This is a genomic window from Pseudomonas sp. B7, from assembly GCF_016735645.1.
Classification (GTDB): domain Bacteria; phylum Pseudomonadota; class Gammaproteobacteria; order Pseudomonadales; family Pseudomonadaceae; genus Aquipseudomonas; species Aquipseudomonas glycinae.
Genome location: NZ_JAERRE010000005.1, coordinates 299926 through 314156, shown reverse-complemented (window position 1 = coordinate 314156; position 14231 = coordinate 299926). Strand labels below are relative to the sequence as shown.

The following is a 14231-nucleotide window of genomic DNA, read 5'->3' as shown; positions in this document are numbered from 1 at the left end:
CAATTCGTCAGATGAGAATGAAGACCGCCAGCAGACCGCCGAAGATCGCCCACTTCTCCATGTAGTAGAGTTTGCGATTGCGCTTTTTCAGCTCTTTGCCACGCAGGCGAATCTTGTAGATCTTGGTAAACAAGCGGTTGATGCCACCGGTACGGTCACCTGCGTCGTTCGGTGCACCGGCCGCCGACATCACGGTACGGCTGAACCAGCCGTTGAATGCCGCTGCCCAGCGATATTTCATCGGGCGCTCGACGTCACAGAACAGGATGATGCGGTTCTGGTCGGTGGTGTTTTCCGCGTAGTGAATGAACGTCTCGTCGAACATCACCGCCTCACCATCACGCCAGTGATAGTTCTCACCATCCACATTGATGTAGCAACCGGCGTCGTTCGGCGTTTCCAGGCCCAGATGATAGCGATAGGAACCAGCGTACGGGTCGCGGTGACGCACCAGTTTCGAACCCGGCGGCAGCTCGGCGAACATCGCAGCCTTGATCGAGCCGATGCTCTGCACCAGTTCAGTGGTGCGTGGGCACAGTTGCAGCGCCGACGGGTGGCTGTCGCCGTACCACTTCAGGTAGAAACGCTTCCAGCCGGTCTTGAAGAACGAGTTGAAACCGACATCGTCGTACTGATTCGAGCGCTTGATCTCGCCAGCGCGCAGGAGGTTGCGGCCTTCCTCACGGATTTCTTCCCAGTGGGCCTGCAACGTGCTCAGCTCTGGGAAGTCCTTCGGGTCCAAGTACGGCGTGTTGGGCTTTTTGGAGAACAGATAAAGGAAGCAGTTGATCGGTGCCAGGAACGAAGAGTGGTCGCTCAGTTGACGACCGAGCTTGTGGCGCACGCGACCGCGCAGGTGAACGTATGCAATGGAAATGACATATACAGCGGCAATGATGAGTTTCACGGAAATCGTCACACGTCAGAAGTGAACAAACTGCGCGCCTTTCGGGCTGTGGCCCAAGGTCTGTGGCAGTGGTCTGAAATCAAAAAAACGTCCCGGTGGCGCATCCTTGAGCCCATGCCGGACAAGGCATTGGGTGAATGGATGGCATTTTAGCCACAGTTTGTAACCAATAGTGAACCTTCATCTGTGAAAAACTGTCTCGCGATAGCGCCACCGGGCAACCGCGCCGATGCAAGCGCGAGGCCTGAATGCGCTGGCGGCACGACTGCGCGTGTTGTCCGGCGATGTTCCTTTCTGGTTTTTTTATGCATGAGGAGTGCTTGGCTTGTATGATTGCGCGCTCGAAAATCCATGCTGACCAAGCCCCCAAGTGAAAGGAACTCATGCAAAGCAATAATCTCAGCTATCGCCCAGACATCGATGGACTGCGCGCAATTGCCGTATTTCTTGTTCTGCTTTTCCACTTTGGCTTGGGGGTGCCAGGTGGCTTTATCGGTGTGGATGTGTTTTTTGTTATCTCGGGCTTTTTGATAACCGAGGTGATTCGCTGCGCGATCGAGCAGAACCGGTTTTCGTTTGTAGATTTTTACAGTCGCAGGCTACGACGCCTGCACCCCGCACTGATTGCAACAGTCGCTCTCAGTCTGGGAGCGGGATTTATCTTGATGGATCCAGCCTCATTGATTGAGTTGGCGAAATCATCAGTTCCCACCCTTCTGTCGTTCTCCAATATATATTTCTGGCAGAATCAAGGCTATTTCGACGCGGCGGCGAACACTCAGCCACTGCTACATACATGGTCGCTAGCTACAGAATGGCAATTCTATGCAGTATGGCCGGTCGTCATTTGCTTTCTGGTAAAAATCCCTGAAACATCCAGATTGGTGGCCCTGTCAGCACTGACAATTTTGTCTCTTGTCGCCTCACAAGCGATGCTGTCGGTTAATGCATCCGCTGCTTATTACATGATGCCCTTTCGAATATTCGAACTTTCGTTGGGCGGAATGCTGGCCTTTGTTTTTCAACAAAGGCTCAAACCAGCCCTGGAAGCACTGACTTATGTGATGGGGCTTGCTCTCGTTTTTGGCGCTGCCTTTATTCTTGACTCATCCTCGCCATTCCCGGGATTGAGAGCTTTATTGCCATGTATGGGCGCAGCTGCATGCATATATGCAGGTCGAGCAAAAATTGCAGCGGTGCTCACCACACTCAAACCCATTACTTATCTTGGTCTGATTTCCTACTCTGTATATCTGGTGCATTGGCCGCTGCTGGTGTTCTACAAATATTATGTTTTCAGAGAACTCAACACTCAAGAAAAGCTCGCACTGCTATCGTTGTCAATCGTAATGGGAGCTGTGCTCTACCATTCCGTAGAGCGCATCTTCATGGGTAAATACAGTTTTCGAAAGCCTGTCGTATATGGTGCATTAGCGGCATCTGTTGCAGTGACAGCAGCCGGTGCCCTGTCAGTCATACAAACAGGCGGCTGGGTTAATCGCGTAGACGCAAAATATCTATCCTTTACAAAGGATCCAAAAAACTTCCACATCAACAATTACGGCGGCACAGGCTACACGCTCTCACCAATACTCGGCGACGCGTCGGGGGAGAGAATTGCAATCATGGCCGGAGACAGTTTCGCCCACCAGTATGCGAGTGGCTTTGACAGAGAGTTGAAGAACAGCGGGAAATCCATTCAAGCGCAATACATCCATGGCTGTGTTCTTTCCAATGAATACACTCGCCTTCTCGACGGCGTACCCCGACAGGACTGCCGGGCCACCTATTCAAAAGTTCTTGAGCTTCTGAACGGCAACACGCTGCCTTTCATATTTGCAGAAGGTTGGCCAGCCTATTCCCTACTGGTGGCAGATCACACAGGCAAGAACGCAGTAACGCCCGGGAAAGACTATTTCGCCGTTATCGAAGATATGCTTTCAAGAACCAGAAACGACATAGGCGATCGAGACTTCATCCTGGTGGGCAGCCAACCTATCCCGCCAGGTACGTCGCCAACGGTTACCTGTTTGCTCCGGCCACGATATTTACCTCAGGGTTGTGAAAAGTTCCTCGAGTTCAAAATGGAGCAATCGTCAGCCTACAAAATCAATCAGGTGCTCAAGAAGTTTGCTGAAACCCACAGTCGGACATTCTATGTCGATACTCTGGATACTTTCTGCATGACGGGCACGTGCAGCACCGTTCTGGGTGGGAAGATTCTGTATTCAGACAGCGCTCATCTCTCGATCGACGGCTCCTTGCTCGCCTCCAAAAAAATCCTCGAAGATATCCGGATAAAAACCGGGCTGCGCACGACGAATGCTTATTGACTGGAGGGACATTGAGCAAGTCATTGCGACTTGCCCGACCCGACCGGACTCTGGCGCTATCGGCATGTGCGACAGTGCTCCTCACCGTTGGGCAGGCGAGAGAACACAGGCTGGCGGGGGCATGGTCGGCGGGCCACTGACAAAATGTCCGGAGTCTGGTGATCGTCCGTCATACAACTGCCGTCCTACTTATGCGACACTATGCGCAATGTCCGGCATAAATCCCGCCTTTATTGCCCAACAGCTTGGACGAAACGTCCAGATGCTGCTCTCCACCTATGCCCGCCAGCTCAGCTCCAGCGGCGATCAGGGAGAGATGTAAAAGCTCAAAATTGCCTCAGGAGTGGCCTCATCGCCAATCCTGAAGCCTGCAACCCATTGATAGGTAAAGTAATTGATCTCCACAGCCAACATCACCATGCAGTTCGGCGCCAAGCCGCTGTTTGAAAACGTTTCGGTCAAATTCAACGGCGGCAACCGCTATGGCCTGATCGGCGCCAACGGTTGCGGCAAGTCGACCTTCATGAAAATCCTCGGCGGCGACCTCGAGCCGTCCGGTGGCCAGGTCATGCTGGAGCCGAACGTACGCCTGGGTAAACTGCGCCAGGATCAGTTCGCCTACGAAGAATTCACCGTGATCGACACCGTGATCATGGGTCACGAAGAGCTGTGGAAGGTCAAGGCCGAGCGCGACCGCATCTACTCGCTGCCGGAAATGAGCGAAGAAGACGGCATGGCCGTGGCCGAGCTGGAAACCGAGTTCGCCGAGATGGACGGCTACACCGCCGAATCCCGCGCCGGTGAACTGCTGCTGGGTCTGGGCATTCCGCTGGAACAGCATTTCGGTCCGATGACCGAAGTCGCGCCAGGCTGGAAACTGCGTGTTCTGTTGGCTCAGGCACTGTTCTCCGATCCGGAAGTGCTGCTGCTCGACGAACCGACCAACCACCTGGACATCAACACCATCCGCTGGCTGGAAACGATTTTGACGGCGCGTAACAGCACCATGATCATCATTTCCCACGACCGTCACTTCCTCAACAGCGTCTGCACCCACATGGCCGACCTGGACTACGGCGAGCTGCGTCTGTTCCCGGGCAACTACGACGAGTACATGACCGCGGCGACCCAGTCCCGCGAGCAACTGCTGTCGGACAACGCCAAGAAGAAAGCCCAGATTGCCGAACTGCAAACGTTCGTCAGCCGCTTCTCGGCCAACGCCTCGAAAGCCAAGCAGGCCACTTCCCGCGCCAAGCAGATCGACAAGATCCAGCTGGCCGAGGTCAAGCCATCGAGCCGCGTGAGCCCGTTCATCCGTTTCGAACAGACCAAGAAGCTGCACCGCCAGGCCGTGACCATCGAGCAGATGTCCAAGGGCTTCGACGGCAAGACTCTGTTCAAGAACTTCAGCTTTACCGTTGAAGCCGGCGAGCGCGTGGCGATCATCGGCCCGAACGGTATCGGCAAGACCACCCTGCTGCGCACCCTGATGGGCGAACTGACCCCGGACACAGGCTCGGTGAAGTGGACCGAAAGCGCGGAGCTGGGCTACTACGCTCAGGACCATGCCCACGACTTCGAAGAGGACGTCAGCCTGTTCGACTGGATGGGTCAGTGGACTCAAGGCGAACAAGTGATCCGTGGCACCCTCGGTCGCATGCTGTTCTCCAACGACGAGATCCTCAAGTCGGTGAAGGTGATTTCCGGTGGTGAGCAAGGTCGCATGCTGTTCGGCAAGCTGATCCTGCAAAAGCCGAACGTGCTGGTGATGGACGAACCGACCAACCACCTGGACATGGAATCGATCGAGGCGCTGAACCTGGCGCTGGAAAACTACCCGGGCACGCTGATCTTCGTCAGCCACGACCGTGAGTTCGTATCGTCCCTGGCCACGCGCATCATCGAGCTGAGCCCGAATGGCGTGACCGACTTCAGCGGCACCTACGACGATTACCTGCGCAGCCAAGGCGTAGTGTTCTGAGTCGAATCGAGCGGTAAACAGAAAGCCCTGTCCTTGTGACGGGGCTTTTTTTGCGTTGAGGAAAAGATCGTTAGCCTGCTTTCTTTTAGTTTGGCGCCAAGCCATGATGCGGACTCTCCCACCGCCGCCCGCGAACGAGTCCTCATGTCTGCGCAGCAACTGCCACCGCAAAGCTCCATGGCGATCACCCTGCAGATCGTCTCCATCGTTTTCTATACCTTTATTGCCTTCCTCTGCATCGGCCTGCCGATTGCGGTGCTGCCCGGCTACGTGCACGAACAATTGGGGTTCAGTGCCGTGATCGCGGGGCTGGTGATCGGTTCGCAATACCTGGCCACCCTGCTCAGCCGGCCAATGGCCGGCCGCATGTCGGACACCATCGGCACCAAACGGGCGATTGTGTATGGCTTGTCGGGGATTGTGCTCAGCGGTGTGCTGACGCTGGTTTCGACGTTGCTGCAGAGCCTGCCGTTGTTGAGCCTGTCGATCCTGATTGTCGGTCGCCTGCTGCTGGGGATCGCCCAGGGCCTGATCGGCGTCGGCACCATCAGTTGGTGCATGGGCCAGGTCGGTGCCGAACACACCGCGCGCTCGATTTCGTGGAACGGCATCGCGTCCTATGGCGCTATTGCCATCGGCGCGCCGCTGGGCGTGGTGATGGTGGCCGACTATGGTTTCGAGAGCCTCGGCATCGCCTTGTCACTGCTCGCGGCCGGCGCCTTGCTGCTGATCCGCAACAAGCCGTCGGTTCCGGTGGTGCGCGGTGAACGGCTGCCGTTCTGGGCGGTGTTCGGGCGGTTCGCGCCATTCGGCGCCAGCCTTAGCCTGGCCTCGATTGGCTACGGCACGCTGACCACCTTCATCACCCTGTATTACCTCAATCGCGGCTGGACCGGTGCGGCGTACTGCCTGACGGTGTTCGGCGTGTGTTTCATTCTGTCGCGGCTGCTGTTCATTTCCGCCATCGGGCGTTTTGGCGGGTTCACCTCGGCAATTGCCTGCATGATCATCGAAACCGTCGGCCTGGTCATGCTGTGGCTGGCGCCCTCGACCGCGTATGCCTTGATTGGCGCCGGTCTGGCCGGCTTCGGTCTGTCACTGGTGTACCCGGCGCTGGGCGTCGAGGCGATCAAGCAAGTGCCCAACTCCAGTCGCGGCGCCGGGCTGAGTGCCTATGCGGTGTTTTTCGATCTGGCGCTGGCGATTGCCGGGCCGTTGATGGGCGCGGTGGCGCTGAATCTGGGTTATTCGTGGATTTTCTTCAGTGCGGCGCTGCTGTCCGTGACCGGACTGGGATTGACCTTGCTGCTCAAGCGCCGGGCGATGGCGTAAACGCTCACTGATCCGCCGTCTGCATCCCCGCGCGGGTCGGCCGGCCCAAGGCATGGGAGAAAAACCGCCCGGCCTCGGATATCAGGTTGCGGTGAATGTCTTCGCGGTCCACGCCATCGGCATCAGTGCACAGGGCCGGCATCGCACGAATCTGCTCTTCATTGCATGGCGCCATGAACACAAAGTGCCCTGCCCCAGCCAGCAATTTGAAATCCGGTGCCGTTGGCAGTTTGCGCGCCAGAGCGGCGGCGTTTTTGTCGAAGGCCACCAGTTTGTCGCCGTCGCCGCTGTAGAGCAGTACCGGCACATGCACATCGGCCAGGGTGTGACGACCAAACTTGAGGCTCAGCGGCGCCATTAGCAGCAACGCATGTACACGCGGATCGGCCACCGGTTGCAGATCGTCGCGGTCGACAATCAACTCACCCTGGGTGTTGCAGGCGTCGCGGTCGTCCGGGCGCTCCTGGCAGTAACGGCGCAGGCGATCCAGATCCGGCTGTGCACCGGACAGAATCAACGCCGTTTCACCACCCGCCGAATAGCCGATCACGCCCACCTGTTCGGCGTTCACATAAGGCGCGAGCATGCGGTCGCCCAACGTCGCGGTAATGGCTTCGGAAATCTGGATCGGCCGGCCATAAAGATTGCTCAACGTGCCGAGGCGACTGTGATCCTTGGAGTTGTCGCCGGGATGAATCACCGCCACCACCACAAAGCCCTTGCGTGCCAATGACGTGGCCAGGTCGTGCAGCGCCAGTGGCGTGCCGGTGTTGCCGTGGGACAGCATCAGCATCGGGAAACGGCCGATGGCGACTTTGGTGTCTTCGCCGGCCTCGACCGAATAGCCTTCGAGCAGGCTCAGGTGTTCGCGGTCGCTGGAGGGATAGAACGCGATGGCACGCATCGGTTGCAGGTCGAGCGGGTCGAGGAACGTCATCTCGTGGTAGCCGACGCTCCAGCGCGGGTGCTGCCCGGGTGCAGCGTGCACTGAATTCAGGCTGCCGAGCAGGCAAATCAGTAACGCTGCACAAAGACGCATCATGGGATGCCCCACCCTGTTGTTACTCAATCGAAAGATCCGTTGTGTTCGACGCCCGAGATTCCGAGGTTCGCTGATCCGGCGCGGCGTTGCACTCAGACGTTGATCATCGGACTGCATAACCCGGGCCAGATTATGTAACAGTCAGAAACAAAAAACTCCGTATCTGGCCCTTGCGTAACCAGAATACAGAGTTTTTTTGGGTTTACCTGAACAGGAGCTGTTCTTTACGCAAGCCTTACGCGGCGGCGAACAGTTGCTCGCTGATCTTCGCCTGAGCAGCGCTCATCGCGTTGTTGCGCACTTCTTCGCCGTAGGCCAGGCCTTCGGCACGCACGACTTCGATGTCGGTGATGCCGAGGAAGCCGAAGACCAGTTTCAGGTAGTCTTCGTGCGCCACGCCCGAAGCTTGACCGGCGTGGATGCCGCCAGCGGTGGAGACGATCACGACTTTCTTGCCACCGCACAGGCCTTCAGGACCGGCTTCGGTGTAACGGAAGGTCTGGCCGGCGACGGCAATGCGGTCGATCCAGGCTTTGAGCTGGGTCGGCACGGTGAAGTTGTACATCGGGGCAGCGACGACGATAGCGTCAGCGGTGATGAATTCGGCCAGGGTGGTGGCGCTCAGTTCGGCTTCGTGCTGTTGTGCGGCGTTGCGCAGTTCAGCGGTGGTGCCGGCGGCCACCAGGGTGGTCGACGAGAAGTGGCTGATGGCATCAGCAGCCAGATCGCGGTAGGTCACGACAGCGCTTGGCTCGGCAGCTTGCCAGGCTTTAGTGACTTGACTGCTCAGCTGACGGGAAGCGGAGTTGTCGCCCAGAATGCTCGAATCGATGTGCAGCAGTTTCATGTGGAATCTCCTGGAATGAATCGCCGGTGGCGACGGAATGGAGACAATCCTACCGACGAAACCAATAGCTGATTAGACGGCAACAATGCGATAGTTTGTCCCACTGATAGAACAGTCGGATTTCTCCATGCAAGACCTCAACGATCTCTACTATTTCGCCAAAGTGGTGGAGGCCGGCGGATTCGCCGCAGCCGGCCGCTTGCTCGGCATACCCAAGTCACGCCTTTCGCGGCGCATCGCCGAGCTGGAAGAGCGCCTCGGCGCACGTTTGCTGCAACGCACCACTCGACAACTGAAGCTGACGGCGGTCGGCGAACGCTATTTGCGTCACTGTCAGGCAATGCTGCTGGAAGCGGAAATGGCCGACGAGACGGTGGCCAGCATGTCCAGCGAGCCCCGTGGACGCTTGCGGGTTTCAAGCCCGACGGGGCTGGCTCATGAAATGCTGCCGGTGGTGATCAGCAATTTCCTTGGCAAATACCCCCAGGTGCAACTGGAAGTCACCCTGATCAATCGCCGGGTCGATCTGATTACCGAAGGCATCGACGTGGCGCTACGCGTGCGCGAACACGGTGATGAAGAACCGATGCTGGTGACCCGCCGCCTGCGTCAGGCGCAGATGGTGGTGGTCGCAAGCCCTTCCTTTGTCCAGGGTCTGGAAATCAATCATCCGCAGGACTTGAAAAACCTGCCGGTGCTGGGCGCTCTGGAAGCCGATCGCATGGTGCATGTGCGCCTGCTCGATCAGCACGGCAAGAGTTGTGATCTGGCACTGGAAGCCCGGCTGGGGATCGACGATTTCATCGTGCGCAAGGCGTGTGTGCTGGCCGGCCAGGGTTTCACTCTGTTGCCGATGATGTATTGCGAAACGGAACTGAACAACGGCACGCTGGTGCAATTGTTGCCGGACTGGTCACTGCCCGGTGGCTGGCTGCAAGCGGTGTATCCGCATCGGCGCGGGGTGATGCCGGCGGTGCGCGCGTGGATCGATCATCTGGTCGAATCGTTCAATGCCTGTGGAGAACGGCTGCTATGAAACAAGGAAAGATGAGCGAGCAGGATGTCGCGGACTTCTGCCTGGCCCTGCCCGGCGCCCGGGAAGACTACAAATGGGGTGGCGTGCGGGTGTTTTCGATTGCCGGCAACAAGATGTTCGCCTTGCAGGGATTGCGTGGTGATTCGCTGGCGTTCAAGGTCGACAAGGATCTGTTTATCGGTCATTGCGACCGGCCGGGCATTCACCCGGCGCCGTATCTGGCCCGTGCGCAGTGGGTCATCATGCACCCGCCCTACCCGCTGGGCGCCGAGGAATTGCAAGGCTTGCTGCAGCGTTCCCATCAACTGGTGGTGAGCAAGCTGCCCAAGCGCGTGCAGGTCGGGCTGTTGCTCTAGAACAGCGCCAGCAGGTTCGAACCAAGGAACAACTGATCGATCCAGAACACCTGGTGCAACGCCACGATCATCCAGAACAGCACCTGAAACGACACCTTGCGCGTCTTGTGCCGGAAGACCTGCTGGGCGATCAACGCACCCGGCCAGCCTCCCGCCAGTTCCACCGCGTGCAGGATGTTTTCCGGTGTGCGCCAGGCGTCGGCCCGCGCCTTGCGCTTGTCCGCCCAGTACAGGAAAAACGCCAGCACGCTGACCAGCCCGTAAGCCGTCAGCGGTACCAGGGAAATCCCGCGCAGCCACATCGAAAACGAGCCGGACAACGGCAACGCGCAGACGATCAGCAGCACCGCCAGCTTCAATTTCAAGTGCTGGATATTGCCACCGGAACGACCACGATCCGGGCGACGTGCGCGGGAGTCACTCATGGCTGAGCGGCCGTCCAGTCGACCCAGCCGAACTGCCAGGTCGCCAGAATCACCAGACCGAAAACGATCCGGTACCAGGCAAACGCCGCATAGCTGTGGCTGCCGATGAACTTGAGCAGGCCGCGCACCGCGATCATCGCGAAGATGAACGCCGTGACGAAACCGATGGCAAACACCGGGAAGTCTGCCGGTACGAACAGGTCGCGATACTTGTAGCCCGAATACACCGCCGCACCGACCATGGTCGGCATCGCCAGGAAGAATGAGAACTCGGTGGCGGTCTTGCGCGACAGGCCGAACAACAGGCCGCCGATGATGGTCGAGCCGGAGCGCGAAGTGCCGGGGATCATCGCCAGACACTGGGCGAAACCGATCTTCAGTGCATCCGTCCAGCGGATCTCGTCAACCGTTTCGGCGTGCACTTCATGCTGACGCTGTTCGGCCCACAACATCACGATGCCGCCCACCACCAGCGCGGCGGCCACAGTGATCGGGTTGAACAGGTAATGGTGAATCAGGTCGGCGAAGATCACGCCAAGCACCACGGCGGGCAGGAAGGCGATCAGCAGGTTGGCGGTGAAACGTCGCGCACTCGGCTGGGTCGGCAGGCCAATGACCACGTCGAGGATCTTGCGGCGGAATTCCCAGACCACCGCGAGAATCGCGCCGAGCTGGATGATGATGTTGAACGCCATGGCCCGCTCGCCTCCGAAATCGAGCAAGTCGGCAACAATGATCTGGTGTCCGGTACTGGAAATGGGCAAAAACTCCGTCAGCCCCTCTACAACTCCTAGAATCAGTGCCTGCAAGGCCGTCCAAAGATCCATCAATCCCCCAGAGAGCGATGCACAGAGGCATGCCCCGATAGTATTTTTTACGTTCACTGCGTTCAGCGTAGCTGGTTAAAGCTGTACCGATTCCGCGCGCACAGAATCCACACGAAACAGTCAAAATTCCGTGAAAAATCAATTTCGATTCAGGTTTTCACGCGCGGGGCCGAAATCCTAACAGACAAGCCGTAATAGCGCTGCCGCGTTCTACGACTTGGGTCGCGTATGCCCGGTCACCGAAACGTGGTTGGATGCTGGCGGTGGTTTATTACAAGAAAAAGAATCCGGAGTGACAGCGTTATGAACAGCTTGCGCAGTGTGTCGATCAGCCGACGCTTGTGGCTCATCTTGATTGTGGCCGTGGTCATGCTGTTGACGTTGGGCGTGTTGATGCTCAAGCAGATCCATGATGACCTCTACCACGCCAAGGCCCAGAAAACCCAGCATGTGGTGCAGACCGCCAGCGGTTTGCTGACTTACTACCAAGGCCTCGAAGCCGCAGGAACCCTGACCCGCGATGTGGCACAGAAACAGGCGCTGACCGCGATCCGTGGCCTGCGCTATGACCAGAATGACTATTTCTGGATCAACGACCTCACGCCCGTGATGGTCATGCACCCGACCAATCCCAAGCTCGAAGGCCAGAACCTCTCGGCGATCCGCGACCCGGACGGTTTCGCGGTGTTCAATGAAATGGTCGCCATCGCCAAGGCCAAGGGCGCCGGCATGGTCGACTATCGCTGGCCCAAGCCCGGTGCCAGTGAACCGGTGGCCAAGACCTCTTACGTGAAATTGTTCGAGCCTTGGGGCTGGGTGATCGGTTCCGGCGTTTACGTCGATGACGTGCAGGCCGAGTTCCAGGGCCAGGTGATCAAGGCGTCGGTGGTAGGTCTGGTCATCGCGGTGATCATGGCGTTGCTGGTGATTCTGATTGCCCGCAGCATCGTCCGTCCGTTGCAAGAAACCGTGAACGCCATGGCCAACATCGCCAGCGGCGAAAGCGACCTGACCCGTAGTCTCGATACCCACGGCCAGGACGAAGTCACTCAGCTGGCCCATCACTTCAACGCCTTCACCGCCAAGCTGCGCCGGGTGATCGGTGACTTGCAGGTGTCCGCCAGCGCTTTGGGCCAATCGTCCAGCGAACTGGGCAACGACGCGGCGCAAGCGCAGCAACGCAGCCAGCAGCAGTCACAGCAGATGGAGCTGGTGGCCACTGCCGTCAACGAAGTGACCTACGGCGTGCAGGACGTGGCGAAAAACGCCGAACACGCTGCCAGCGAAATGCGTGATGCCGAAGCCCAGGCGCAACAGGGCCAGATCAACATCGACGGCAGCCTGCAACAGATCGACAAGCTCTCCGGCACCATCGATCAGGCCGTCGAGGTCATCCGCACGCTGGCGACCGAAAGCACGCAGATCGGCAGCGTGCTGGAAGTGATCCGCTCGATTGCCGAGCAGACCAACCTGCTGGCCCTCAACGCCGCGATTGAAGCGGCTCGCGCTGGCGAACAGGGTCGCGGTTTTGCGGTGGTTGCTGACGAAGTACGTTTGCTGGCTCAGCGCACGCAGAAGTCCACGGCGGAAATCCAGACGATGATCGAAAGCCTGCAAAATCATTCCGAAGCCGCCGTGAAGGTGATCGGCGACAGCAGCAAGGCTTCGCAACTGACCATCGAACAGGCCGGCCTGGCCAGTGCGAGCCTGAATGCGATCGGCCAGGCCCTGCGCAACCTCAATGGTCTGAACGCCTCGATTGCCAGCGCAACGCTGCAACAGGCGCACGTGGTCGAAGACATCAACCAGAACGTCACCCAGGCCGCGGGCCTGTCCCACAGCACCGCGCTGGCGGCCGAGCAGTCGAGCGTGGCCAGCGTGAAACTCGGCCAGCTCAGCGAACAACTGAACGGGCTGCTGCGCCAGTTCCGAGTCTGATCCCTTCAACAGGTGGGAACTCGTTTCCCACCTCTTTTTCGGTACAATCCGCTCCCTCTTTTATTCCCCCCAAGGATCCTGCATGTCCGGGCTAGAACTGTTTGCCGCCGCCCTCGGCGTGATCGCCGTGTGGCTCACGGTCAAACAGAATCCGTGGTGCTGGCCGATCGGGCTGGTCATGGTGTCGCTCTACACCTGGGTGTTCTTCGAGGTGAAGCTGTATTCGGACATGCTGCTTCAGGTGGTTTATGCCGGGCTGCAAATCTATGGCTGGTGGCAATGGACGCGGGCCGGGACGATGCATGACGGGCGCGAAGTCAGCCGGCTCAACAGTCGCTCGATTGTGCAGGGACTGGCCATCGGCACTGTCGGCAGTCTACTGCTGGGCGCTGCGATGGCCCATTGGACCGACGCTGCACAACCTTGGCTCGACGCCGCGCTGACCGGTTTCAGTCTGGTTGCGCAGTTCTGGATGGCCCACAAACGTCTGCAATGCTGGGCGTTGTGGTTCGTGCTGGATGTGATCTTCGTCGGTCTGTTCCTCTATAAAGGGCTGTACCTCACAGCGGCGCTGTATGCCCTGTTCACCCTGATCGCGGTGCAAGGCTGGCGCGAATGGCGTGCCGACCCGGCGTTGCAACGATGAAAGTGATTGTCCTGACCGGCCCCGAGTCCACGGGCAAGAGCTGGCTGGCGGCCGGGATTCAACAGCAGTTCGGCGGCTTGCGGGTGGATGAATACGTGCGCTGGTTTATCGAGCAGTACCCTCGGGATACCTGCTTGGCCGATATTCCCGAGATCGCTCGCGGCCAGTTGCAATGGGAAGACGCGGCACGTGCGCAGCAGCCGCGGCTGCTGATTCTCGATACGCATCTGCTGAGCAATATCCTGTGGAGCCAGACGCTGTTCGGCGACTGCCCGCCCTGGCTGGAAACCGAGTTGCTGGCGCGGCATTACGACCTGCACCTGCTGCTCTCCCCCGAACAGATCGAGTGGACGGACGATGGTCAGCGCTGCCAGCCCGATTTCAGTGAACGGCTCGCGTTCTATCAGGCCACCCGGACCTGGCTGGAAACCCATCACCAACCCTTGCAGATCATTCAGGGCAACTGGCTCGAACGCCATCAGCAAGCCTTCGACGCGGTGCGCGCCCTGCTCGCGGACTGACCGGGTTTTCGGGGCGTTTGCCCCGCCGTAGCCCCCTGTA

13 protein-coding genes and 1 pseudogene are annotated in these 14231 nt (G+C 58.7%); 9 read left to right on the top strand and 5 right to left on the bottom strand.

Translation table 11 applies throughout. From position 1 onward, the window contains the following. Positions 1-7 precede the first annotated feature (7 nt). The gene (gene lpxO / locus JKA62_RS14470; RefSeq protein WP_011334027.1) at positions 8-907 is read right to left on the bottom strand and encodes a lipid A hydroxylase LpxO; all 900 of its coding nucleotides are present in this window, start codon (positions 905-907) and stop codon (positions 8-10) included. Between the two features lie 383 nt (positions 908-1290). On the opposite strand from lpxO, the gene JKA62_RS14465 reads away from it, so the two are divergent. The 4 genes and pseudogenes from JKA62_RS14465 (at position 1291) to JKA62_RS14455 (ending at position 6553) form a co-directional block, all read left to right on the top strand. Continuing rightward, positions 1291-3240: an acyltransferase family protein gene (locus tag JKA62_RS14465; RefSeq protein WP_041475263.1), complete on the top strand. Its 1950-nt coding sequence runs from the start codon at positions 1291-1293 to the stop codon at positions 3238-3240. 163 nt (positions 3241-3403) lie between these two features. Further along, a pseudogene (locus JKA62_RS28935) lies at positions 3404-3562 on the top strand (site-specific integrase); the annotation flags it as partial. 72 nt (positions 3563-3634) lie between these two features. Beyond that, positions 3635-5221 carry an ABC-F family ATPase gene (locus JKA62_RS14460; RefSeq protein ID WP_011334024.1) on the top strand — a complete coding sequence of 529 codons (1587 nt, stop codon included), beginning with the start codon at positions 3635-3637 and terminating at the stop codon, positions 5219-5221. 144 nt (positions 5222-5365) lie between these two features. Next, on the top strand, positions 5366-6553 hold the full coding sequence (locus tag JKA62_RS14455) for an MFS transporter (protein ID WP_011334023.1): 1188 nt from the start codon (positions 5366-5368) through the stop codon (positions 6551-6553). Positions 6554-6557: 4 nt separating this feature from the next. Here the strand turns inward: JKA62_RS14455 and JKA62_RS14450 are convergent, their stop codons facing one another. Both JKA62_RS14450 and JKA62_RS14445 read right to left on the bottom strand, forming a co-directional pair. Further along, positions 6558-7595: an alpha/beta hydrolase family protein gene (locus JKA62_RS14450; RefSeq protein ID WP_011334022.1), complete on the bottom strand. Its 1038-nt coding sequence runs from the start codon at positions 7593-7595 to the stop codon at positions 6558-6560. Between the two features lie 235 nt (positions 7596-7830). Beyond that, positions 7831-8442, bottom strand: a complete 612-nt coding sequence (locus JKA62_RS14445) for an FMN-dependent NADH-azoreductase (RefSeq protein WP_011334021.1) — start codon at positions 8440-8442, stop codon at positions 7831-7833. 127 nt (positions 8443-8569) lie between these two features. Between JKA62_RS14445 and JKA62_RS14440 the strand changes: the two genes are divergently transcribed. Then, positions 8570-9478 (top strand): LysR substrate-binding domain-containing protein, encoded by a 909-nt coding sequence (locus JKA62_RS14440; RefSeq protein WP_011334020.1) that lies wholly within the window; start codon positions 8570-8572, stop codon positions 9476-9478. Further along, positions 9475-9834: an MmcQ/YjbR family DNA-binding protein gene (locus JKA62_RS14435; RefSeq protein ID WP_011334019.1), complete on the top strand. Its 360-nt coding sequence runs from the start codon at positions 9475-9477 to the stop codon at positions 9832-9834. Before JKA62_RS14440 ends, JKA62_RS14435 begins: the two co-directional genes overlap by 4 nt. On the opposite strand, the gene JKA62_RS14430 is transcribed toward JKA62_RS14435, so the two are convergent. Together JKA62_RS14430 and JKA62_RS14425 are read right to left on the bottom strand one after the other, a co-directional pair. Then, positions 9831-10259 carry a DUF1294 domain-containing protein gene (locus JKA62_RS14430; protein ID WP_011334018.1) on the bottom strand — a complete coding sequence of 143 codons (429 nt, stop codon included), beginning with the start codon at positions 10257-10259 and terminating at the stop codon, positions 9831-9833. The two genes, JKA62_RS14435 and JKA62_RS14430, sit on opposite strands and share 4 nt — an antisense overlap. Further along, the gene (locus tag JKA62_RS14425; RefSeq protein ID WP_011334017.1) at positions 10256-11086 is read right to left on the bottom strand and encodes an undecaprenyl-diphosphate phosphatase; all 831 of its coding nucleotides are present in this window, start codon (positions 11084-11086) and stop codon (positions 10256-10258) included. The genes JKA62_RS14430 and JKA62_RS14425 overlap by 4 nt, the downstream gene beginning before the upstream one ends. Before the next feature lie 303 nt (positions 11087-11389). On the opposite strand from JKA62_RS14425, the gene JKA62_RS14420 reads away from it, so the two are divergent. The 3 genes from JKA62_RS14420 to JKA62_RS14410 all read left to right on the top strand — a co-directional run bounded on the left by JKA62_RS14420 (position 11390) and on the right by JKA62_RS14410 (position 14191). Beyond that, positions 11390-13024 carry a methyl-accepting chemotaxis protein gene (locus JKA62_RS14420; RefSeq protein WP_041475262.1) on the top strand — a complete coding sequence of 545 codons (1635 nt, stop codon included), beginning with the start codon at positions 11390-11392 and terminating at the stop codon, positions 13022-13024. Positions 13025-13106: 82 nt separating this feature from the next. Beyond that, positions 13107-13670 carry a nicotinamide riboside transporter PnuC gene (gene pnuC, locus JKA62_RS14415; RefSeq protein WP_201818353.1) on the top strand — a complete coding sequence of 188 codons (564 nt, stop codon included), beginning with the start codon at positions 13107-13109 and terminating at the stop codon, positions 13668-13670. Beyond that, positions 13667-14191 carry an AAA family ATPase gene (locus tag JKA62_RS14410; RefSeq protein ID WP_011334014.1) on the top strand — a complete coding sequence of 175 codons (525 nt, stop codon included), beginning with the start codon at positions 13667-13669 and terminating at the stop codon, positions 14189-14191. Before pnuC ends, JKA62_RS14410 begins: the two co-directional genes overlap by 4 nt. The last annotated feature ends 40 nt before the right edge of the window (positions 14192-14231 follow it).

Excerpts from the sequence above, each read along its gene's own strand:
- JKA62_RS14465 (WP_041475263.1), top strand. The coding sequence starts at position 1,291 with ATGCAAAGCAATAATCTCAGCTATCGCCCAGACATCGATGGACTGCGC.
- JKA62_RS14455 (WP_011334023.1), top strand. The coding sequence starts at position 5,366 with ATGTCTGCGCAGCAACTGCCACCGCAAAGCTCCATGGCGATCACCCTG.
- JKA62_RS14450 (WP_011334022.1), bottom strand. The coding sequence starts at position 7,595 with ATGATGCGTCTTTGTGCAGCGTTACTGATTTGCCTGCTCGGCAGCCTG.
- JKA62_RS14445 (WP_011334021.1), bottom strand. The coding sequence starts at position 8,442 with ATGAAACTGCTGCACATCGATTCGAGCATTCTGGGCGACAACTCCGCT.
- JKA62_RS14440 (WP_011334020.1), top strand. The coding sequence starts at position 8,570 with ATGCAAGACCTCAACGATCTCTACTATTTCGCCAAAGTGGTGGAGGCC.
- JKA62_RS14435 (WP_011334019.1), top strand. The coding sequence starts at position 9,475 with ATGAAACAAGGAAAGATGAGCGAGCAGGATGTCGCGGACTTCTGCCTG.
- JKA62_RS14430 (WP_011334018.1), bottom strand. The coding sequence starts at position 10,259 with ATGAGTGACTCCCGCGCACGTCGCCCGGATCGTGGTCGTTCCGGTGGC.
- JKA62_RS14425 (WP_011334017.1), bottom strand. The coding sequence starts at position 11,086 with ATGGATCTTTGGACGGCCTTGCAGGCACTGATTCTAGGAGTTGTAGAG.
- JKA62_RS14420 (WP_041475262.1), top strand. The coding sequence starts at position 11,390 with ATGAACAGCTTGCGCAGTGTGTCGATCAGCCGACGCTTGTGGCTCATC.
- pnuC (WP_201818353.1), top strand. The coding sequence starts at position 13,107 with ATGTCCGGGCTAGAACTGTTTGCCGCCGCCCTCGGCGTGATCGCCGTG.
- JKA62_RS14410 (WP_011334014.1), top strand. The coding sequence starts at position 13,667 with ATGAAAGTGATTGTCCTGACCGGCCCCGAGTCCACGGGCAAGAGCTGG.